Raw genomic sequence first — 20,088 nt, 5'->3', positions numbered from 1 at the left:
CCGGCCGTACGGCGCGCGCGGCGCCGTGCGGCCGGACCGGACCGGATTGCGGGCTGCCGGTACACCGATGGGGGCGATCGGGGACGCCGGCAGGAGGGAAAGCAGGCCGCCCGCCGGAAACTCGCGCTTATCACTTCGCTTTTTGAGCGATCTGATTCATTTTTTGCGGCGCTGCGGTGACAGGTTTCTAGCAGGTCACGTATTTGTCAACGGTCCTCACACCGGCATCCCGTGCGCGCCGCCGTTTGCGCTGCTCAGCGCCACGCACCGATTCGCGGTGGCGCCGCATCGCCCGCAAGACCTGCCGTACGAACACCGCAACCGTCGCTCCACGAACTTCCGCCCGGTTTGTTCCGTTCTGCACAGTCCTGCGGGAGGTTCGATCATCGAGGCCATGGATCCGATTCCTTCCGGCACCCTCTGGTCGCCTCCCCCGACCGCCCCGATGCTGGCCGTGCCGGGTCCGCTTCCCGTGCCCGACTCGGGCTGGGCGTTCGAGACCAAGTGGGACGGTATCCGCTGCGTCGCGACCACGACGGGCGACGGATCGGTGCGGCTGGCGTCGCGGGCGGGCAACGACATCACGGTGAGCTATCCGGAACTGCAGGCACTGGGCAGGGCGCTGCGGGGGCGCGGTGTGGTGCTGGACGGCGAAATCGTGGCCCTCGACGCTTCCGGACACTCCGACTTCGGACTCCTCCAGAGCCGGATGGGCGTGGTCGACCCACGGCGCGTCGGCCGCCTCGCGCTGGGCTGTCCTGCCCATCTGATGATCTTCGACGTCATGTACCTCGACGGCCTCGGTCTGCTGAGCGCGACGTACGGGGAGCGTCGCGAGATCCTGTCCGCCCTGGGGCTGGCCGGGGCACACTGGTCGGCGCCGCCGAACGTGCACGGGCGCGGGTCACAGGTGTGGGACGCCGTGGTCCGCGAGGGCCTGGAAGGAGTGGTCGCGAAGAGGCTCTCGTCCCCCTATCTGCCCGGCACCCGATCGGCTCACTGGCGCAAGACCAAGCGGGTGGAGACCCTGGACGTGGTCATCGGGGGCTGGACCCAGCGACGGGGCGCGGCCACGGGTGTTCCGGGCGCCGTGCTCGTCGGCGTCGCCGGGCCCGCCGGTCTGCGGTACGCGGGATCGGTGGGGTCGGGAATGTCCGAGCGCGAACAGGGCGAACTCGCGGCGTACTTCGCGGTCATCGCACGAGCGTCGTCCCCGTTCACCGATCGGGTCGACGTGGCCGGTGCGCACTGGGTGGAACCCCGGCTGGTCGCGGAGGTCACCGCGTCGGAGTGGACCAGGGCCGGCCGGCTGCGCCATCCGGTCTGGCAACGGCTGCGGCCGGATCTGACCCGCCTCGGCTGACGGGGCGGGCGGAGCGTCTCCCGGCACGAGGAGCGCGGCCCGTGCCCCGTCGGCGGTCTCTGACAGGATCGCGCCATGGCTGAACACGACGCGGAGCGCGGCTACCTTCTGGACAACCGGCAGTCGGAGGCGGGCATCCGCTTCGGGGCTCTGAGCGAGCTCTTCGACCCGGTGACGTTCCGGCATGTCGACCGGCTCGGCATCTCCGCCGGGATGCGTTGCTGGGAGGTCGGCGCCGGCTCTCTCTCCGTGCCCCTGGGGCTGGCCGAGCGGGTCGGCCCGACCGGAGCGGTGGTCGCCACCGACATCGACGTCTCGTGGACCGAAGGCGTCACGGACGGTGTGGTCGAGGTGCTGCGTCATGACGTGGCGGCCGACCCGCCGCCGCCCGGCGGTTTCGATCTGGTCCACGCCAGACTGGTCCTGGTGCACGTCACCGACCGGGCCGAGGCGCTGCGCCGCATGGTCCGGGCGCTCCGGCCGGGTGGAGCGCTGCTCCTGGAGGACGCCGATCCGGGGTTGCAGCCGCTGTTGTGCCCCGACGAGTCCGGTCCGCAGCAGCGGCTCGCCAACCGGCTGCGATCCGGGTTCCGTGCGTTGATGGCGGCCCGGGGCGCGGACCTCGCGTACGGGCGGACCCTGCCCAGGCTGCTGCGCGAAGCCGGTCTGGAGGACGTGCAGGCCGACGCGTACTTCCCGATCACCTCGCCCGCGTGTTCCGTCCTGGAGGCCGCGACCGTGCGGCAGATCCGCGGGCTGCTGGTGTCGGAGGGGCTCGCCACCGACGACGAGATCGACCGTCACCTGGCCAACGTCGCCACCGGACGCCTCGACCTCGCCACCGCCCCGATGATCTCCGCGTGGGGGCGGCGTCCGTGACCTCGCACGGATGTCGCGAGATGAGCGATCCGCACGTCCGTCGCGCCGTTGACGCCGGCCCCGCCGCCCTCGTGTGTCTGCGCGACGACGCCTGAAACTCGCCCAGGGTGTCACCGCCGGTGGCGGACGGGCGGCACACCCCCACCCGTTCACGCCTCCCGGGAAGCATCCGGGCGGAACGTACGGGAAAGCCCGGGCGGCCGGAGCGCGCAGGGACGATCCGGCGGAATCGATCAGGAATCGAGAAGCGCGGGCCGCCGGGGCGGATCTAGCATGATCGGCATGGACATCAGCATTCACACGAGCTTCCTTCCGCACGAGGACCCGGACGCGTCCGTGGCCTTCTACCGCGACGTTCTCGGCTTCGAGATCCGCAGTGACGTCGGACAGGGCAGGATGCGCTGGATCACGGTCGGGCCCGCCGGGCAGCCCAGCACATCCATCCTGCTGGCGCCGCCGGCCGTCGACCCCGGCATCACCGAGAACGAGCGCCGCACCATCACCGAGATGATGGCCAAGGGCACCTACGGATGGATCCTGCTGGCCACCCCGGACCTCGACGGAGTGTTCGAGAAGGTACGGGCGGGCGACACCGAGGTGGTCCAGGAGCCGACCGAGCAGCCGTACGGCATCCGCGACTGCGCCTTCCGTGACCCGGCAGGCAACCTGGTCCGCATCCAGGAGCTTCGCTGAACCGTCGGGCCGCAGGCCCACCGGGGCGGCCCGGCTTCACGCCGGGCACCGCCGCACTCCAGGCACGCACGGAAGCCGACGAAACGGAGCTGGTATGTGTCACCCCGCGTGGGGCCGCGCCCGCATGGCTGCACAGCGCCTGAACGACCTCGCACGGCTGCGTCGCGTACGCGACCGGATCGACCGGGAGTACGCGCAGCCCCTGGACGTCGAGGCGCTCGCCCGCGGCGCCGGCATGCCGGCCGGACAGCTCAGCCGCCAGTTCCGGCTGGCCTACGGCGCGTCCCCGTACGCGTATCTGATGGCCCGTCGTATCGAGCGTGCCGTCGTCCTGCTGCTGCACGGCGACCTCCATGTCGCCGATATCCGCCGCACGGTCGGCTGCACGTCGGCACTCGTCTTCCGTACGCGCTTCACCGAGCTGGCCGGGATGCCGCCCGACGCCTACCGGCAGTCCGCCGCCCGCACCACGGCGGACATGATGACGCCGTGGGTGCCGAAACAGGCTACGGAGACAGCGCGAGCCGCCACCACGCGGGCCTGAGGAGGATTGCGACACGTCCCGGGATGTTGCCGGGGGCAGAGCAAAAGGGACGACCCACCTCTTGCCACTTTTAACTTATAGCGCAGTGGGGGGCTTGCGGCAAGGCCCCGGTGGTACCGCAGAATCGCTCGTCGACGCCGGAAGCCGTCGGCGCCGGAAGCTGCGGAAACGGGAGATTCACTCAGTGCATAAGTTTGTGCCGGTTCACGGGTCGCACCACGACGGCGACCCGGTGGTGGGACCCACCAGCGCGTTCGACCTGCCCGACCGGCTCGTCCTCAAGGCCGACCCCCAGCTGATCGCCGCCGACGAGAAGCACTTCGCTGCCATCGCCCAGTGCCTGGAACAGTCGGTCGCCGAACTGTCCGCGCGCCTCGATGCCGAGCGCAGGTCGCCCGGCGGGATGGGCCGTCAGGCGATGGACCGTGACATCGAGATCCACCGGCTGACCGCCCGGCTGCGTACGCTGCGCCGGTTCGGCCTGGATCTGTGTCTCGGGCACATGGCCGGCGCGGACGACTCCGATCCCGTGTACATCGGGCGGCTCGGCCTCACGGACAGCACGGGCCGTAGGCTGCTGCTCGACTGGCGCTCCCCCGCGGCCGAGCCCTTCTTCGGAGCCACGCACGCCAACCCGATGGGCCTGGCGAGCCGCCGCAGGTACCGGTGGACCCGCGGCCGGGTCAGTGACTACTGGGACGAGGTGTTCACAGCGGACGGGGGCGCCGGACACGCGGCGCTCGACGACCAGTCCGCCTTCATCGCCACGCTCGGCGGCAGCCGGTCGGCACGGATGCGCGATGTGCTCGGCACCATCCAGGCCGACCAGGACGCCGTCATCCGCGCGGGTTCCCGCGGCGCACTCGTCGTCGACGGCGGCCCGGGTACCGGCAAGACCGTCGTCGCCCTGCACCGTTCCGCGTATCTCCTCTACTCCGATCCCCGCCTCGGCCACCGTCGCGGCGGCGTGCTGTTCGTCGGTCCCCACGAGCCGTACCTGGGCTACGTGGCCGACGTCCTGCCGAGCCTGGGCGAGGAAGGCGTACAGACCTGTACCCTGCGCGACCTCGTGGCCGAGGGAGCCGCGGCGGGGACCGAGGCCGACCCGGACGTGGCCCGTCTCAAGTCGTCCGCGGATCTGGTGAAGGCCGTCGAGGCCGCTGTCAGGTTCTACGAGGAACCGCCCGCCAAGGGCATGACGGTCACGACCCAGTGGTCCGACATCCGGCTGAAGGCGGACGACTGGGCGGTGGCGTTCGAGGCGGCATCCGGCACCCCGCACAACGAGGCGCGCGACCAGGTGCTGGAGGAGCTGGTCACGATCCTGGTGGAGCGGGACGAGGACGGCGTTCCGGAGGAGCTGCTCCGTAAGTCCCTCAGGCAGAACCGGGAGTTGCTCGCGGTCCTGAACCGTGCGTGGCCGCTGGTCGAGGCGGCCGACCTGATCGGGGACCTGTGGTCGGTGCCCGCCTATCTGCGCACCTGTGCTCCCTGGCTGAGCCGCGACGACGTGTCCCGGCTCCAGCGCGCGGACGCCCAGGCCTGGACGGTGTCCGACCTGCCTCTCCTCGACGCGGCACGCCGGCGGCTCGGCGACCCGGAGACATCGCTGCGCAGACGCCGGCACGCCGCGGAGATCGCGGCCGAACGTGAGCAGATGGCTCATGTCATCGACCCCCTGCTCGAGGCCGATGCCGACGGCGAGGGCGCGGTCACGATGCTGCACGGCCAGGACCTGAAGGACACCCTGGTCGACGGATCCGCACGGGCCGGCGGCGAACCGGACCTGCTGGCCGGGCCGTTCGCGCACGTCGTCGTGGACGAGGCCCAGGAGCTGACCGACGCGGAATGGCAGATGCTGCTGCTCCGCTGCCCGTCCCGGAGCTTCACGATCGTCGGGGACCGCGCCCAGGCCAGGCACGGATTCACGGAGTCCTGGCAGGAACGGCTGGAGCGCGTCGGGTTCGACCGGATCGGCCGGACTTCCCTGAGCATCAACTACCGGACGCCGGAAGAGGTCATGGCGGAGGCCGAACCGGTCATCCGGGCCGCGCTCCCCGACGCCAACGTGCCGGTCTCCGTCCGCGGCAGCGGCATTCCCGTGGTCCACGGGTCCGCCGCCGAGCTCGACGCGGTCCTCGACACCTGGCTCGTCGCACATGCCGAAGGGACCGCCTGCGTCATCGGCGATCCCGGGTTCCGGGCGAAGCCCCGGGTCCGTTCGCTGACCCCGGAACTGTCGAAGGGCCTCGAGTTCGACCTGGTCGTCCTCATCGACCCGGAGCAGTTCGGCACGGGCATCGAAGGAGCGGTCGACCGCTATGTCGCGATGACCCGCGCGACCCAGCGGCTCGTCGTCCTCACCAGCCCGTGACGGCGTCGGCATGGCCGCCGCGCGGGCGGTCATGCCGACGGGCTTGCTGCCGCTTCGCACCGTCCGTCCGGATCCACCGGTGCCGGGACCGGACGGACGGTGCGCGCGCCGCTATCCGGCGTAGGTCTCGAACTCTGCGACCTTCGGGGTGCCGGTGGAGCCGGTGATCTGGAAGGTGATCTTGCGCAGCGAGGTCTTCGGGATCGAGTGGGCACCCGCGCCGCTTCCGGTGGCCAGCACCGCGCCGGTGTCGCCGTTCAGCACCTTCCAGCTCCCGATGCTGCCGGCGGAACCGGAGGCCTCCCGGATGTTGACCGAGGAAACGGAGGTCGCCGATCCCCACTTGACCGAGATCGAGCCGGTCGCCCCGGCGGGCGACCAGTACGTGCTCAGGTCACCGTCCCGCACGTTGCCGTAGCTCGTCCCGTCGGCCTTGCTGGACCCGTCGGCGCCCGCGCCGATGCTGAGGTTGGTCCCGGTCGGGTCCGGCGTCGGGTCGGTCGGGTCCGGGGTGGGGTCGGTCGGGTCGGGCGTCGGGTCGGTCGGGTCCGGGGTCGGCGTCTGCGTCGAGCAGTTGCCGTCCGACACCTTCAGCCCCTTGTTGGCGCCCGCGGTCTGGGCCACGATGCCGGGCACGCAGGAAGCCGCGTCGAGGCTGTAGGCGTAGGGGATGCTGACGGTGGTGTTGGACTTCGGGTCGGGACCGGCCGGGTTGTTCTCGCTGCCGGGGGCGGACCATGTCACGTTGTCGAACGTGTTGCCGCTGACCTGCCAGTATCCGGGCGCATCGGTGTAGAAGGTACCCAGGACGTCCTTGGAGTCCTTGAAGTAGTTGTTGTCCACCTTCGCCCGGGCTCCGGCGCGGGAGTTGATCCCGGACTCGTTCAGCTTCACGTAGTAGTTGTTGTAGATGTGGGCGATGCCGCCCCGCAGCAGGGGGGTGCGGGAGTCGAGGTTCTCGTACAGGTTGTGGTGGAACGTGACGAAGCCGTTGGAGAGTTCGGTCTCGCTCGACCCGATGAGACCGCCGCGGCCGGAGTTGCGCAGGGTGCTGTAGGACAGCGTCACATACTGCGTGTTGTCCTTCATGTCGAAGAGGCCGTCGAACCCTTCCGACTCCCCTCCCGACGCCTCCAGGCTGGTGTGGTCGACCCAGACGTTGCGGACGTCGCTCTCCATGCCGATGGCGTCACCGCCGTTGGATGTGGGCGAGCCCGACTTCTTGACGTTCCGGACGGTCACGTTCTGGATGATGATGTTGCTGGACTGGCGTATGTGGATGCCCAGTTGATCGAAAACGGCCCCGCTGCCGACTCCGACGATCGTGACGTTGCTGATCTGCTTGAGCTCGATCACACCGGCCGCGGTGTTGCAGCTGTCGCCGGACACCTTGGTGGTGTTGGCATGGTTGATCGTCCCCTCGACCTGGATGGTGATGGGGGTGCTGCTGCTGGCGCGGCTGCACAGGGCCTGGTGGATCGCGGTGCCCGTGGTGGCCCGGACCGTTTGCCCGCCCGCTCCGCCGGTGGTCCCGCCGTTCTGCGTCGCGTAGCCGGTGGCGCCGGTGGCCGCGGCCGATGCCGACGGCATCGACACGACGACACCGGTCGCCGCGGCGAGGGTGGCCGTGGTCAGCGCCGCATACAGGCGCAGTGCGACTCGTCGCTTCATGCTGGTATCTCCCTGTTCGTCTTCGAAGGCCACGCAGTCAGTGGCATGCCCATGTCATTCATGGCAGTCCGTCCGTCGACTGCCGTTCTCACCGGACAGGCCCTGATCGGCGCGGTGGCGCGTGCTCTTCTTCGGTGCGATGGGGCAGGGCCGCGCTCTTGCGGCCCGAAGCTTGCGCGTACGCCGGTCCGGCCACGGGGTCACCGCCGCCGCAGGAGGCCGCCGCCCCCGAAACCGCGGAGGACGGCTCGATGCGTCGTCACCATGGCGTGGTTCGTGACCCCATGACATGCCGGCACCGTGGGTACAGCCCCCTACCGGATCACTGGCGGCTCGTTCGCGAGGTCACGGCAACGTCCCTGCCGTGACTCCACTGCCACCGGAACGGGACTGACAGAGTGGAAAGCGCTTTCTCGTGGTGAGAATAGGACCGCGTGCGCGGGGCTGGCAAGGCTCTGGACGCCCTCACCCGGTGAAGCGCTTCAACTGTTCCGCCAACTGCCCCGAGTTTGCTGGATTTAGAGGTGAATGAGCGGCACGGCCGGCGAGCTCCGGTGCCACCCGAAGCGTCTCCGGAGAGCAGGGACCCACGAGAGCAAGCGCGTTCTTTCGGGAGCCCGATCATGGTGGCCCCGCGCCTGCCAGGCCGGCGGGCCCGTCGTCTGCGCCCCGCCGGCCGCCGGGGCCCGTGCGGACCTTGGTCCACAGCACCGGACCCGTCCGGACCTGATCCCGGAACCGCGCCCGCCCGGCCCCGGACCCTGATGCAAGGGCCCCGGCCCCGTGGGTCCGGGGCCGGGGCCGGGGCAGGCCCTACCGCTGGAGCCAGGCCTGCAGTTCCTCCTGGCGTGGTGCGAGGACCACACCCGTGTCGGGATGGCCGAAGACCATCACCGGCCGGCTCGCGTCCCAGGCGGACCATCCCGGGTCACCCGAGGCAGCGAACGCGACCCAGGCCCGGTGCATGGCGTCTGCCAGCGGCTGGGGCGCGTCCGGGCCGGTGAGCGCCTCACCGTGGCGGAGGTTGTCGAAGACGAAGCCGATCTCCAGGGCATGGCAGGCGCCCAGGTCGAGTACGGGCGAGGCCCATGCGAACTCGTACAGGAACGTCCGGGCCGGCCGCGCGTCGGCGAGCCGGTTGAGCGGTCCCCGCACCAGCAGGTCCGTGGCCATCTCGCCGAGGATCACGCCGGGCTTCGCGCCCGGTCTGGACGCCTTGTACAGTCCGGCGACGCGTGCCGGGACCCGGAACTTCAACAGCGCCAGCCGGAGCGAGAGGGCGCCCACGCGGTCCACCATGCCGCTCGGCACGAACCACAGCCGGTACTCCTCCCGGTTGCAGCCCATCAGCAGATCGACTGTGGGCGGCGACGGTTCCGCCGGAACCACGTCGCCGTCGACTACGAGGTGGAAGCCGGGGCCGCCACTGATCGGATCGGCCTTGCCGACGACTTCGGTCTGTACGTCCAGCAGCAGCTCACGGTCCACCGCCGCGAACGCCTCCGCCGTGGCGGGCACCCGCAGTGCCTTCGCCATCGCACGCACCGTCTTCGCGCCCCGGCTGCGCGCCACCGTCTGCGGCGGGCCGCTCTGCAGGACCGCCCGGTGGAACAGTCCGGCCGCACGGGGGCTGGTCATCAGGGCGGCGATACTGACGGCCCCGGCGGACTCGCCGCACACCGTGACGTTCTCCGGGTCGCCGCCGAAGGCCGCGATGTTCTCCTTCACCCAGCCCAGGGCCGCGATCTGGTCCAGCAGGCCCCGGTTGTCCGGTGCGTCGGGGAACACCCCGAACCCCTCGACTCCGAGGCGGTAGTTGACCGTGACGAGGACGATGCCATCGCGTGCGAAGGCCCGGCCGTCGTACAGGGGTACGGCACCCGAGCCGTTCCGCAGGGATCCTCCGTGGATCCACACCATCACGGGCAGCGGTCCCCCATCGGGGTCCGGAGTCCAGACGTTGAGGTTGAGGCAGTCCTCCCCCGGGATGTCCACATCGGGAATCAACCGGTCGAGGGGCGGACGGTAGGGGCGCTGCGGCGCGGTCGGCCCGTAGTCGAGCGCGTCGCGCAGCCCCTGCCACGGCTCGACGGGCGCAGGGGCTCGAAAGCGATGGGGGCCGAACGGTGCGGCGGCGTAGGGAATTCCGAGGAAGGTGGCGATTCCGTCCCGGACGCGGCCACGGACCCGGCCTCGGCAGGTGGTCGCGATGGCGTCCATGTGGGTCCTTTCACAAGGTGCGTCCGCCTCCTCCGTCGCCGGAGCGCACGGAGGAGGCGGATACGGGAGAACCGGCACCGCGAGCTTGACGATGCCGGCGGGAGGCGGCAGCCCGCTACGGGGTGGCGGCCGCGGGAACGCTCAGAGCCAGGCTGTTGCGGCGGACATCGGACCAGGTGGTGGTATCGGTGCAGATTCCGCACCCGGGACCGAAGAACTGGGCGCGGGCCGTCTCGTCGCCCATGAGCTGGGCACGGAACCATGCGGTGGTCGGCGCGGCGAACGGTCCGGGGTCGCCCACGACCGTGAAGTGGTCGGCCCCGCGCAGCTCGCCGTACAGGGCGGGGATGTGATCGGCGGCGTCGTAGAAGGCCTTGACCAGGAAGGGGAAGACGATGCTGTCCTTCTCACCGGCCAGGAGGAGTGCGGGGACGTGCACGGCGTTGATGTTGGCGAGTGGACCGGGCTGGATCGGCAGGATGGTGTCGATGCGGGGGTCCGCGCCCACGACTATGGCGGCAGCGCCTCCTTGCGAGTGCCCCGACGCGCCGATGTGTTCCAGGTCGACGCGGTCGTGGAAGATGCTGCCCGGGTCGGCGTTCCTGTGGGTCAGCATGTCGATCCCGGCGCGCATGGAGATGCCGAGGTTGGACTGCGGCGTGTTGGCCGCTGCGACGATGAAGCCCTGACCGGCCCAGTGGATCAGCAGCTCCCGGTAGACGAGGGGTATGCCGTTGGTGCCGTTGCCCCACACGATCACGGGGTGGCGACGGTCGCTGGTCGCGATGTCACGCGGGTAGTAGAGGGTGGTGATCACCCCGACTTCCACCGCGGTGGCGTAGGGCCCGGGGGCGCCGAAGTCGGTCGTTGCCGACGTCGTTGCGGGACCGGTGTGCTGGGGGGCCGGCGCTGCGCCCGCAGCGGCCGATGCGGACAGGACGAGGGTGAGTGCGGCCAACGGGACGAGCAGTTTCCTTCTCCACGACATGGGTGTCTCCTGACGTCGGGGCGAACTGAGGGATCGTTCGGTTCACATCGGTGCTCGATGGCGTGTTCCTGGAACGAGACCGGCCTCCGTTTCTGTTCAGGGTCGGCTGTCACCGGTGGCGGCGTGTGCGCGCTCCGCCGCCGGTGGTGAAGACGGGCGGCGGGCTGATCAGGCGGGTCCTGCTTCCCCGGCGGTCCCGGCCGTCAGCCGACGCTTGAGGATCTTGCCGGTGGACGTCAGGGGCAGGCTGTCGCGGAACTCCACGCTGCGCGGGTACTTGTAGGCGGCCATGCGCTCACGGCACCAGGCGATCAGTTCCGCCTCGCTCAGCTCCGTGCCGGGCACCGGGATGACGAACGCCTTGACGTCCTCGCCGTGGGTGGGGTGTCGTACGCCCACCACGGCGGCCATGCTCACGGCCGGATGCGTGATCAGTACCTCTTCGATCTCGCGCGGGTAGACGTTGAATCCGCCGCGGATGATCAGGTCCTTGACCCGGTCCACGATGTAGTAGTAGCCGTCCGCGTCGCGCCGCGCGATGTCTCCGGTGCGGAACCAGCCGTCGTTCATCACCGCGGCCGTGTCGTCGGGCCGTTGGTAGTAGCCCTTCATGATGTTGTGGCCGCGGATCGCGATCTCACCCCGGCCGTCCCCCGGAACGTCCTGCCACGCGTCGTCGATGAGTTTCATCTGCACGCCCCACACCGGCCGGCCGATCGACCCGGGCCTCGGCGTCAGTCCGGGCGGGTTGAAGCAGGCCACGGGCGACGTCTCGGACAGCCCGTAGCCTTCCTGCACTCCCACGCCGAAGGCCTTCCCGAACTGCTGGAGCACCTCGACGGGCAGCGCGGCTCCGCCGGAGACGGCGGTACGCAGCCGCGGAGGTACCGCCGCGTCCAGGGTGCCGAGCGCGCCGAGCAGGGCCCAGTACATCGTCGGAACCCCCGCGAAGAAGGTGACCCCCTCGCGGTGCATGAGCCGGAGGGCCTCTTCGGCGTCGAAGCGGGGCTGGAGGACGAGGGTGGCGCCCCTGAGCAGGCCCATGTTCATCACCGCGCTCTGGCCGAAGGCGTGGAAGAGCGGGAGGGCGGCGAGCATGACCTCGTCGTCGGCCGCCGTGAACAGACGGTCGGCGACCATGGCGTTCATCGCCATGTTGCGGTGAGTGAGTTCGGCGCCCTTGGGCCGTCCCGTCGTACCGCTGGTGTAGAGGATCACGGCGGTGTCCTCCGCGTCCGTGGCCACCGCGTCGGCAGGCACGGCGCCCGCGGGACCGGTAAGGGCGATCCGGTGCAGCAGGAGGAAGTGTTCGCAGTCGGGCGCCCGGTCGAATCCCGCCTTCCCCGTCTCGGCCAGGGGCAGCTGGGGAGTGTCCTCGAAGCAGAGGAGGGCCTTGGCTCCGGAGTCGGTGAGGTGGTACGCGACCTCCTGCGGCCGCAGCAGCACATTGAGCGGCACCACGACCGCTCCGACGTGGAGTATGGCGAAGTAGGCGGCCGGGAAGTCCGGCACGTTCGGGCAGGACAGCGCCACCCGGTCACCCTTGCCGATTCCCCGGCACCGCAGGGCCTCGGCGATGTCCCGGGATCGTGCGAGCAGCTCGGCGTAGGTCAGGCGCGTGTCACCGAGGACCAGCGCGATGCGGCCGGGATGCTCCCGGGCACTGTGCTCCAGCAGGGACGACAGGTTCAGCATCAGTTCTCCTCAGCGGCTCGTGAGGAAATGCTCAGGCACAACGGGCGCGGTAAGCGGTGGGCGGACGACCTCGGGTACGGCCCGCGCCTTGTGCGACCGCACAATTGCGGACCGGCCGGTGAACCGTATGCTGGCCGGCATGCCAGAGCAGCACGCCGATGGCGGTCTGACCGTTCCTCCGCTGTTGTCGGTATGTGCCGCGCAGCTGCTGGAGCGGGTGGACCGCCTCGCTGACGACCTGTTCCGCACGATCACCGCCGAGATCCCTCCCTACGCCCTGTTGAGCGGGGAGATCCAGGCCGACGTAAGGGACTTCAACGAGCGCAATCTGTACGAGCAGCTGACGTGCATGGCCGACCGCCGCCCGATGCGCACGGATTCCACCCGGCAGTGTGTACGCCGTCGGGCCACGCAGGGCGTTCCGCTCGATGCGGTCCTGCACGCCTTCCGCATCGGCTTCCGCTTGTTGGCGCATGTCCTCATCGAACGTGCGAAGGAACAGCCCGGCACGACGATGGACGACATCGCTCAGGCCTCCATGTCGATCTGGTCCCTGCTGGACGCCGCCTCGCAGACGGTCAACGACGTCTACCGGGAGACGCTGGTCGGCCTGGCGCGGGCCGACGAGCTCCAGCGGCTGCTGCTGCTCGACGCGCTCCTGAACGGCAAGACGGCCGACTGGGCGATGCTGGGCGGCACCGCCGCCTCGCTGGGCCTGCCCGAGCAGGGGCCGTACATCTGCGTCGTCGCCGAGCACAACGACGTCACCGCGATGGAACAGGCTCTGCTGCGAAACGGACTGCGCTCCGCCTGGCGCCCTCGCCCCGACGGTCTGGCGGGCATCGTCGCGCTGCCGGACCCGGCCGTCGCCACCGGGTCCAACCGTGTGCCGGGACCGGCGCTCGTGCTGGGGGTCGTCGGCGCCGCCGTCGCGGGGCGTGCGGGGCTCAGCCCTGTGTACGGGCGGTTGCGTGAGAGCGCAGAGGCGCTCCGCCTGGCCGCTCTGGCCCAGGCGTCACTGCCGGCCGGCACGCACCGGGCGGTCACCCTCGATCACGATCCGGCAGCGGCGCTGGTCGCCGCCGGGCACGATCTGGCGCTGCGGGTGGGTGTCGCCCTGCTCGACCCGGTCCTGGCCGCGCCGGACCGCAAGGACCTCATGGAGACGCTCACCGCGTGGCTGGATTCCGACACCGGTTCCACAACGGAGATCGCGGAAACCCTTTACTGCCACCGCAACACCGTCCGCAACCGGCTGGACCGGATCTCCCGCCTCACCGGCCGTTCCCTGTTCCGGCCGGCCGACGTCGCCGCGTTCTACGCCTCCGTGCGGGCTCTTGAGCTCCGCACGACCTGAGGCTCCGCTCACACCTCGTCAGCCGGCCACCGCTGTGGTCGTGAAGCGGTCGCCGCAGACGTGGAGGAGGGATGTCCGCAGCGTCATGGCGTCCTTGGAACCCGGCGGATAGACCCGCAGGTAGTCGGGCCGGCTCCAGCAGCCCGAACCGTTGATGCCCTGGTTCAGGGTGTGCAGGGTGACCGCCGCCGTACTGCCGGGGCCGATCACCGTCTGTCCCCGCATGGCGCCCTCGCGCTCGGCGGGCACACCGATCGCGCTGCCGTCCCGCTTGATCAGTGAGACACCCGGGAAGCCTCGCAGCGCGCATGCGGTGGAGGACTTGTTCACGAAGGTGAGCAGGTAGTAGACCTGGCCCGCTCCGGCGTCGGCACGGCCGAGGCGCATGGTCAGCCCGGCGGCCGTGCAGCGCCGGGTGTCCGGAGCGGCGGCAGTGGTGCTGTCGGCGTGGTCCTGGCCTGCGGATGCGTCGGGGGTGCCCGCGGCCGGGGAGGTGGAGCCCTCTGCGGAGGGGCTTTCAGCGACGGGCACGGAACCGGCCGGGCCGGAACGCGCCGCTCCGGGCGGCCCTGCCGAGTCCGGGGTACCGCTGCAGGCTGCTGCCGCGAGGGTGACCGAAGCGATCGCGACCGGGACGAGGAGACGGCGGCGGAGCGGGCGGTTCCTCCGGCCCGTCCCCCTGCCCCGTGTCCGGGCCGGTGGCTCGAACGGTGCTGGGGTGGTGCGCTCGAGTGGACTCATATCACTCACCTGCTCGATTCCGAACCGTTTGAACCTGGTCCGCGGCGGACCTGTGCGGTGAGGGAAGCGGCGGGATCCGGCGGCTCCACCGGCCGACGGCGGGGCCGCTCAGCGGGGAAATCGTCCACCCGGGCGGGTGACTTGGGCGGCGGGAGACTGTCGTCCCGGCACCGCGGAGGCTATGCCTGTCCTTCGTGATGAATAACCTGCTGCGCGCCGTTTCGGCGGTCGCGTTGACTGCTCTGCCCCTCGTCCCGGCCGCCCAGGCGCACGCCTCGCGAAGCTCCTCCCTGGCGCAGGCCGGTCCGTGCGCCTCCGTCTCGCCGCCCTTCGGCTACGTCTGCGTCCCCGCGCCCAAGCAGTGCTTCACGACGCCGTGCCCGCAGTACGACCTGGTGGCGCTCGCGCCTGAGCCGTGGCCGGGCACAGGAGCCTGACAGTCCGCCGGCCCGGCCCCGTCCGCGCCGGACGGCGCCGGGCCGGCTGTCACGAGGCTTACGGGGACTCCGTCAGGTCCTTGAGCCGTACCAGGTCGGCGGCGACCATGTCGGCGTCGCGCCGGAGGTCGTCATCGCTCATTCCCGGCCGCCGTCGCAGGGTGAACACGACCTCGCTGCCGGTGCCGTCCGCGATGACGCGGACCGGATTGTAGACGGTGTCGCCGGAGGGCAGCGTGACGTCGTGATCGAGTACGCCCAGGTCATTGGGGGGCGTGAAGGCGACGACGACTCGTCCCATGGGTGAGGATTCCGCGACCCACTGGCCGTCGATCTTCTCGATGGAGCCGCCCAGCCCCCGGGCCCACGCGGGGAGGTTGGCCGGATCGGAGGCGAAGGCGTACACGGTCTCGGCCGGGCTGGCGATATGGATACTGATGTGGCGCGATTCGTTTCCGGTGCTCTGCATGGCGGCGAGAATACGGGTCGCCTTCCTCATTTTCTTGAAGGAAACGGACGCGGCCGGCCGCGGCCGGGCCGCGATCCCGGCTACCCCTCCTTGAGGACGGACGTGAGACGCGCGTAGGCCACGACGTTGCCTTCGTAGCCCGCCTTCCGCGAGAAGCCGCCACCGCAGGTGAGCACGCGCAGTTCCGGATCGGAGGTGTTCGCGTAGACGCGGTCGGCGGGGAATGCCGACTTGCTGACGACCTCGACGGCGTAGACGGAGAAGACCGCCGTGGTGCCGTCGGTGCGGGCGATCTCGATGCGGCGTCCCTTTGTCAGGGCGCCGAGCCCGTAGAAGACGGCAGGGCCCGCCTTGTTGTCCACATGGCCCACGAGCACGGAGGTGCCTGACTCGCCGGGAGTGACGGAACCGTCGTACCAGGCCGCCAGGTTGTTGTCCGCCAGGGGCGGTGCGCCGATCCAGTCGTCCGCGCCCAGGCCCACCTTTCCGACGGGAGCGTCGACGTCGAGGAAGGGGATCGTGATCCGCTCGGGCAGGGCGCGGGTGAGAGGCTCGGGAGGCGGCCCTTGCGGCCAGGCAACGGCACCGGAGCCGCCGGACCGCTCGCCGGCCGCCGACGCGGGCTGCGGAGGGCCGTCGTCGCCGAGGCCGTGCCGCATGAGGGCCAGGCCGAGCAGCAGGGCGACGGCGAGGGTGCCCCAGCCGGGTACTCGAAGGCCGCCGCCCTTCTTACTTCCGCCCCGCTCGCCCCGGCCGCTCCGCTCGCCCCGGCGGTCCCGCTCGCCCTGGCCGCTCCGCTCGCCCCGCTCATCCCGGCCGTCGACAGCCTTGCGCCGGCCGAACAGGCCCTGGCGCGCCGGTTCTGGGGGTTCGGCGGGTTCGATCCACTCGTGCCACACGGCTCTGTGCACGTCTTCTCCGCTTTCGGTCCTGTGGTCCCCGGACCGAGCCCTCGACAGGGCCCGGTCCATCGATGCCCCTCCTTCAGCGCTCTCCCGTCAGGCGCTGCCGCCGGAACGGCGGCGCATCTTGTAGGCACCGAGTCCGAGCGCGCCCGCGACGAAGGCGGCTCCCGCACCGATCTCGCCCGGGCTCATTCCGGAGAGGCTCCCACCGGCTCCGGCCCGGACACCGTTGCCGGGCATCACGGCTCCCGTGTGGTCGTCGTGGCCCGATCCCTCGCGAATCGTCAGCGGCGTGGTGCCCTTCTCCCCCTTGCAGTCGAAGGTCACGTCGTACTCGGCCCCGGGCTTGGCGTCGTCGTCGACGCGCGCGGTGGCCGAGTGACCCTCCTCAAGGGTGACGGTGTCGAACACTCCCGAGCTGACGGTCACGGACGGGACCTCGCACCCGGTCGCGTTGAGGGTCACGGTGCCACCGGGGGCCACCGTCGACGGCGAGACGGTGAAGCCGAACGACGTGATGTCGTGGTTCCCGTCGTCGGCGAGGGCCGCCGGAGCAGCGACTCCGAGAGCGGCGGCACCGAGCAGTGCGACAGAAGCGACACGTATCACGCGCATGAGGTTCTCCGGATTCTCGAGAAGCAGCTGTGGACCTTTTGTCCTCATAAGCGAGCAATGCCTCTCGGCCAGGGTGACGCTAGGTGCCGCCCGAACCGCTCGCCACTCGACTTCGGCCGGGCGGGCTCTGAATGGAGCAGCACCCTCACGCCCCTCACGGAACGTCAGCACAGCGGCGCGCGATCCCGGCTTCACCACCGTCACATTCCAGCCATATCCCCCTCCCCTCTCCCTCCACTCCGGCGAATAGGTTAGGTTAGGCATACCTAAGTACGTTGGTTCTCGCACCCTCCCCTCAGGAGACCCTGGATGCGCCCTTTCAGCGCACGCGTCACGCAGCCGACTCCCGCCGAGCGCATGCTGTCGATCCTCACCGGAGCCCATTCGATGACGGTGGTGAGTGACGGCCTCGACCCCGTCGAGGTCCTTCGCCTCGACGGCACGGCCGCGATGGGCCATGTCCACCTCCACGAACCGTCCGGAACCGGTCCGGCCCATCCGGCCGCGCCCGTCCCGGTCCGGCTGGAGTTCACGGATGTCGCTCCCACACCCGTACGCGACCGGCTGCGCGCCCGCGTCACGATGACCGGGCTGCTGACCGCGCCGTATGACGCGACCGCCACAAGCAGCGTCTGCATGGAGTTCGGCCAGGCGGTTCTCGACGACGGCGGGGGCCGCACCTTCGTACCGCTGTCCGCCCTCCAGAGCGCCACCCCCGATCCGGTCGCCCCGCACGAGGCGGACATGCTGACTCATCTGATGGACAGTCACGCAGAACTCGTGCCGCTCCTGCTGCGCCTCGCGCGACCCGCGCCGGACAGGAGCATGCTGCGCGCCCTTCCTGTGGCGCTGGACCGGTACGGCATCACCCTGCGACTCGAGTACGCCCGCAAGCGGCGCGACGTACGGCTGCCGTTCGCGACGCCCGTGACCGAGATGAGCCAGGCGGCACCACGGATCCACGCCCTGCTGACAGCCGCACGCCGGGCTTCCCACCCCAGCCGGCTGTTCGCCTGACGTCGTACGGAGCCGTGTTCGCGGAAGTCCGGCGAGGGCCATGGCTCCGCGGCGCCGGCACGGGCGGTACCTCTCAGGTTCCCTGCGTTCCCCGCAGCTCCTCCACAGCGGCCCGCGCCGCCGCGCCGATCACGGCGTCGGCGCGGGGCAGCCTGTTGTCGGCCCGGGCCGCCTGCGTGAACACCACCGCCGTATAGGCGCTGCCGTCCGCGAGCTCGACGACACCCGCCTCATGACGCAACGCCCCGAAGGTGCCGGTCTTGCCGTAGACGGTGACGTCGTCGTAGGGGAAGCCGGAGGCGAGCCTGTGCGTCCACGGCTGGCTGCGCATGACCTCGCGCATGAAGGCGCAGCTGTCCTCGGAGGCGGCCTGTCCGGTCCAGATCGCCCGCAGGAGGCGCGCCATGTCCGACGCCGTGCTGGAGGCCTTGAACGCCGGGTCGTACACGCCCGCCGGCACGATGGCGTCGTTGTCGCTCACGCGTGCCAGGGCGGCGTCGAGCGACCGGGCGCCCGTTTCGGCGACGAGCCGGCTGAACGTGCTGACGACGCCTCCGTGGATGTGCGTGCCGGACATGCCCAGCTCCCGGCACATGGCGTCGACCGTGTCGGCGCCGACCTCCCGGAGAACGGCTGCGGCGGCGCTGTTGTCGGAGATGCTCATCATCTGCGCGGCCAGGTCGCGCAGTGACATGGTCACGGGGTCGCGAAGGAGGGACACGCCGGTCGGGCCGGGGACGCGGTCCACCGGGTCCAGGGTGAGCCGGCGGCGGGGGTCGAGGAGACCCGCGTCCACGAGCCGGCAGAAGGCCACCATGAGCGGCACCTTGTAGACCGAGCCCATGGGCAGCTGTGCGTCGGGGTCGATCGCGACCCTGGCCGATGGGCGGTGCAGTTCCGCCACATGCAGCCAGCCGCGGACTCCCGCGTCGTCGAACATGCCGCGGATGGTGCGCTCCACCGCGCCGCCTCGCCGCAGGCCCGTCACCGCGCCGCCTTCCGGGCCAGGGCGTCCTCGAGCAGTCGCGCCGTCCCGGCCGTCTCGTCCGCACCCGGCCGCCGCGGGTTCCAGGCCACGCGCAGCCTCAGGGGCAGGGGCGGATCCGTCGCCGCACGGCGCACGACTCCGGACGCTGTCAGCGCGTCGTCCGCCGTGACCAGCACCGCCTGGCCGGATGCGACCAGGGCGAGCCCGGCACGATCGTCGGCGACCGCCACGGTGTCCACCCGGCGCCCGCGGCTGGCCAGCGTGTCGATGAACAGGTCATGGGCCGCGGGCGCCTCGACGCGCGGGCGCACAGCGAAGGGAAGGTCCGACGGCACGGCGTCGCCTGTCTGTTCGCGGCCCGCGGGTGCGAGGACCCAGGTCGGGAGCAGGATCACACGGCCTGCGGCCAGGCCGTGCAGTACGGAGGGGTGCCGGATCACCGCCAGGTCGAGCCGCCCGGTCTCGACATCGCTGAGCAGAGCGGCCGTCGGCGCCGTCACCATGCCGATCCGGGTCCGTTCGCCGGCCCGGACGGGCGCGGAGGCCACATCGGCTGCGAGGGGCGCCGGTACTTCGGGGGCCAGCCCGAGCCGCAGGCGCCGGCCGTCCGCGTGCTCGCGGGCACCGGTCTCCCGCAGCTCGGCGAGGGCGGCCAGGGCCCGGCGGGCGTGTGGCAGCAGCTCCGCCCCCTCCTCGGTGAGGAACACCCCGCGCTCACGGTCGAAGAGGCGGACTCCGAGCAGCGCCTCCAGCCGGCGCAGACCCTGCGACAGGGGCGGCTGGGTGATGCCCACACGCTGAGCGGCCGTGCCGAAGTGTTCCTCCTCCGCCAGCGCGACGAAGATTTCCAGATGCCGTTCGGTCAGCACTGTCCCCCCTGACATGCGGTGATACGGCTTGCGAATCACCCTGATGCCGAGAGCGTATTCGACATGCGCTCAGGTGGCGGGTTTGACTCCCGGCGGGGGTTGCCCGCGAGGGCTCCGGCAGGGCGGTGGGCGGGCCGCCCTTTCCTGTGCCGCCCTCGTGGATGCCGGCTGCCGTCCCCGGCGGGTGATCGGACGGAAACGGAACGGAGAGCACCTTGACGCGTGCCGGCAGCCGGAACACACATACGGGATACGAGCCGCGG

At 70.9% G+C, this 20,088-nt stretch carries 18 protein-coding genes; 8 read left to right on the top strand and 10 right to left on the bottom strand.

The genetic code is table 11. The annotated features are described in order from the left end of the window. The first annotated feature begins 394 nt into the window (after positions 1 to 394). The 5 genes from ligD to helR all read left to right on the top strand — a co-directional run bounded on the left by ligD (position 395) and on the right by helR (position 5,853). Positions 395 to 1,363 carry a non-homologous end-joining DNA ligase gene (gene ligD, locus ACIQMX_RS12680; protein WP_402477182.1) on the top strand — a complete coding sequence of 323 codons (969 nt, stop codon included), beginning with the start codon at positions 395 to 397 and terminating at the stop codon, positions 1,361 to 1,363. Between the two features lie 75 nt (positions 1,364 to 1,438). Further along, entirely contained in the window at positions 1,439 to 2,242 is an 804-nt protein-coding gene (locus tag ACIQMX_RS12675; RefSeq protein ID WP_363069406.1) for a methyltransferase domain-containing protein, read from the top strand. Between the two features lie 282 nt (positions 2,243 to 2,524). Then, positions 2,525 to 2,935 (top strand): VOC family protein, encoded by a 411-nt coding sequence (locus tag ACIQMX_RS12670; protein WP_363069404.1) that lies wholly within the window; start codon positions 2,525 to 2,527, stop codon positions 2,933 to 2,935. Positions 2,936 to 3,029: 94 nt separating this feature from the next. Next, positions 3,030 to 3,479 (top strand): helix-turn-helix domain-containing protein, encoded by a 450-nt coding sequence (locus ACIQMX_RS12665; RefSeq protein ID WP_402477178.1) that lies wholly within the window; start codon positions 3,030 to 3,032, stop codon positions 3,477 to 3,479. 232 nt (positions 3,480 to 3,711) lie between these two features. Beyond that, complete coding sequence (helR, locus tag ACIQMX_RS12660) at positions 3,712 to 5,853, top strand: RNA polymerase recycling motor ATPase HelR (protein ID WP_402477502.1); 2,142 nt, start codon at positions 3,712 to 3,714, stop codon at positions 5,851 to 5,853. 111 nt (positions 5,854 to 5,964) lie between these two features. Here the strand turns inward: helR and ACIQMX_RS12655 are convergent, their stop codons facing one another. From ACIQMX_RS12655 to ACIQMX_RS12640, 4 genes are all read right to left on the bottom strand, one after another. Further along, on the bottom strand, positions 5,965 to 7,524 hold the full coding sequence (locus ACIQMX_RS12655; RefSeq protein WP_363069400.1) for a pectate lyase: 1,560 nt from the start codon (positions 7,522 to 7,524) through the stop codon (positions 5,965 to 5,967). Positions 7,525 to 8,337: 813 nt separating this feature from the next. Then, the gene (locus ACIQMX_RS12650) at positions 8,338 to 9,744 is read right to left on the bottom strand and encodes a carboxylesterase/lipase family protein (RefSeq protein WP_402477174.1); all 1,407 of its coding nucleotides are present in this window, start codon (positions 9,742 to 9,744) and stop codon (positions 8,338 to 8,340) included. Positions 9,745 to 9,859: 115 nt separating this feature from the next. Further along, on the bottom strand, positions 9,860 to 10,732 hold the full coding sequence (locus ACIQMX_RS12645; RefSeq protein WP_402477171.1) for an alpha/beta hydrolase family protein: 873 nt from the start codon (positions 10,730 to 10,732) through the stop codon (positions 9,860 to 9,862). Between the two features lie 168 nt (positions 10,733 to 10,900). Continuing rightward, positions 10,901 to 12,427 (bottom strand): long-chain fatty acid--CoA ligase, encoded by a 1,527-nt coding sequence (locus tag ACIQMX_RS12640; protein ID WP_402477168.1) that lies wholly within the window; start codon positions 12,425 to 12,427, stop codon positions 10,901 to 10,903. 139 nt (positions 12,428 to 12,566) lie between these two features. On the opposite strand from ACIQMX_RS12640, the gene ACIQMX_RS12635 reads away from it, so the two are divergent. Beyond that, positions 12,567 to 13,784, top strand: coding sequence for a helix-turn-helix domain-containing protein (locus ACIQMX_RS12635; RefSeq protein ID WP_363069392.1), 1,218 nt, complete (start codon positions 12,567 to 12,569; stop codon positions 13,782 to 13,784). Positions 13,785 to 13,802: 18 nt separating this feature from the next. On the opposite strand, the gene ACIQMX_RS12630 is transcribed toward ACIQMX_RS12635, so the two are convergent. After that, entirely contained in the window at positions 13,803 to 14,525 is a 723-nt protein-coding gene (locus ACIQMX_RS12630) for a DUF4232 domain-containing protein (RefSeq protein ID WP_402477166.1), read from the bottom strand. A gap of 194 nt (positions 14,526 to 14,719) precedes the next feature. Between ACIQMX_RS12630 and ACIQMX_RS12625 the strand changes: the two genes are divergently transcribed. Next, entirely contained in the window at positions 14,720 to 14,962 is a 243-nt protein-coding gene (locus ACIQMX_RS12625) for a hypothetical protein (protein ID WP_402477163.1), read from the top strand. A 58-nt stretch (positions 14,963 to 15,020) separates the two neighbouring features. On the opposite strand, the gene ACIQMX_RS12620 is transcribed toward ACIQMX_RS12625, so the two are convergent. The 3 genes from ACIQMX_RS12620 to ACIQMX_RS12610 all read right to left on the bottom strand — a co-directional run bounded on the left by ACIQMX_RS12620 (position 15,021) and on the right by ACIQMX_RS12610 (position 16,951). Then, on the bottom strand, positions 15,021 to 15,431 hold the full coding sequence (locus ACIQMX_RS12620) for an SRPBCC family protein (RefSeq protein WP_402477161.1): 411 nt from the start codon (positions 15,429 to 15,431) through the stop codon (positions 15,021 to 15,023). An 80-nt stretch (positions 15,432 to 15,511) separates the two neighbouring features. Next, the gene (locus ACIQMX_RS12615) at positions 15,512 to 16,342 is read right to left on the bottom strand and encodes a class F sortase (protein ID WP_402477158.1); all 831 of its coding nucleotides are present in this window, start codon (positions 16,340 to 16,342) and stop codon (positions 15,512 to 15,514) included. Between the two features lie 87 nt (positions 16,343 to 16,429). Further along, on the bottom strand, positions 16,430 to 16,951 hold the full coding sequence (locus ACIQMX_RS12610) for a hypothetical protein (RefSeq protein WP_363069382.1): 522 nt from the start codon (positions 16,949 to 16,951) through the stop codon (positions 16,430 to 16,432). Positions 16,952 to 17,260: 309 nt separating this feature from the next. Between ACIQMX_RS12610 and ACIQMX_RS12605 the strand changes: the two genes are divergently transcribed. Continuing rightward, positions 17,261 to 17,968 (top strand): DUF2470 domain-containing protein, encoded by a 708-nt coding sequence (locus ACIQMX_RS12605; RefSeq protein WP_363069380.1) that lies wholly within the window; start codon positions 17,261 to 17,263, stop codon positions 17,966 to 17,968. Between the two features lie 73 nt (positions 17,969 to 18,041). Here ACIQMX_RS12605 and ACIQMX_RS12600 read toward each other — a convergent pair whose 3' ends face one another. Both ACIQMX_RS12600 and ACIQMX_RS12595 read right to left on the bottom strand, forming a co-directional pair. Beyond that, positions 18,042 to 18,956 (bottom strand): serine hydrolase, encoded by a 915-nt coding sequence (locus tag ACIQMX_RS12600; RefSeq protein ID WP_402477154.1) that lies wholly within the window; start codon positions 18,954 to 18,956, stop codon positions 18,042 to 18,044. Continuing rightward, the gene (locus ACIQMX_RS12595; protein ID WP_363069376.1) at positions 18,953 to 19,840 is read right to left on the bottom strand and encodes a LysR family transcriptional regulator; all 888 of its coding nucleotides are present in this window, start codon (positions 19,838 to 19,840) and stop codon (positions 18,953 to 18,955) included. Before ACIQMX_RS12595 ends, ACIQMX_RS12600 begins: the two co-directional genes overlap by 4 nt. Positions 19,841 to 20,088: the final 248 nt, after the last annotated feature.

This window comes from Streptomyces sp. NPDC091416 (genome assembly GCF_044756845.1).
Lineage (GTDB): Bacteria > Actinomycetota > Actinomycetes > Streptomycetales > Streptomycetaceae > Streptomyces.
The sequence above is the reverse complement of the archived record's forward strand: the minus strand, read 5'-3'. Positions and strand labels throughout refer to the sequence as shown.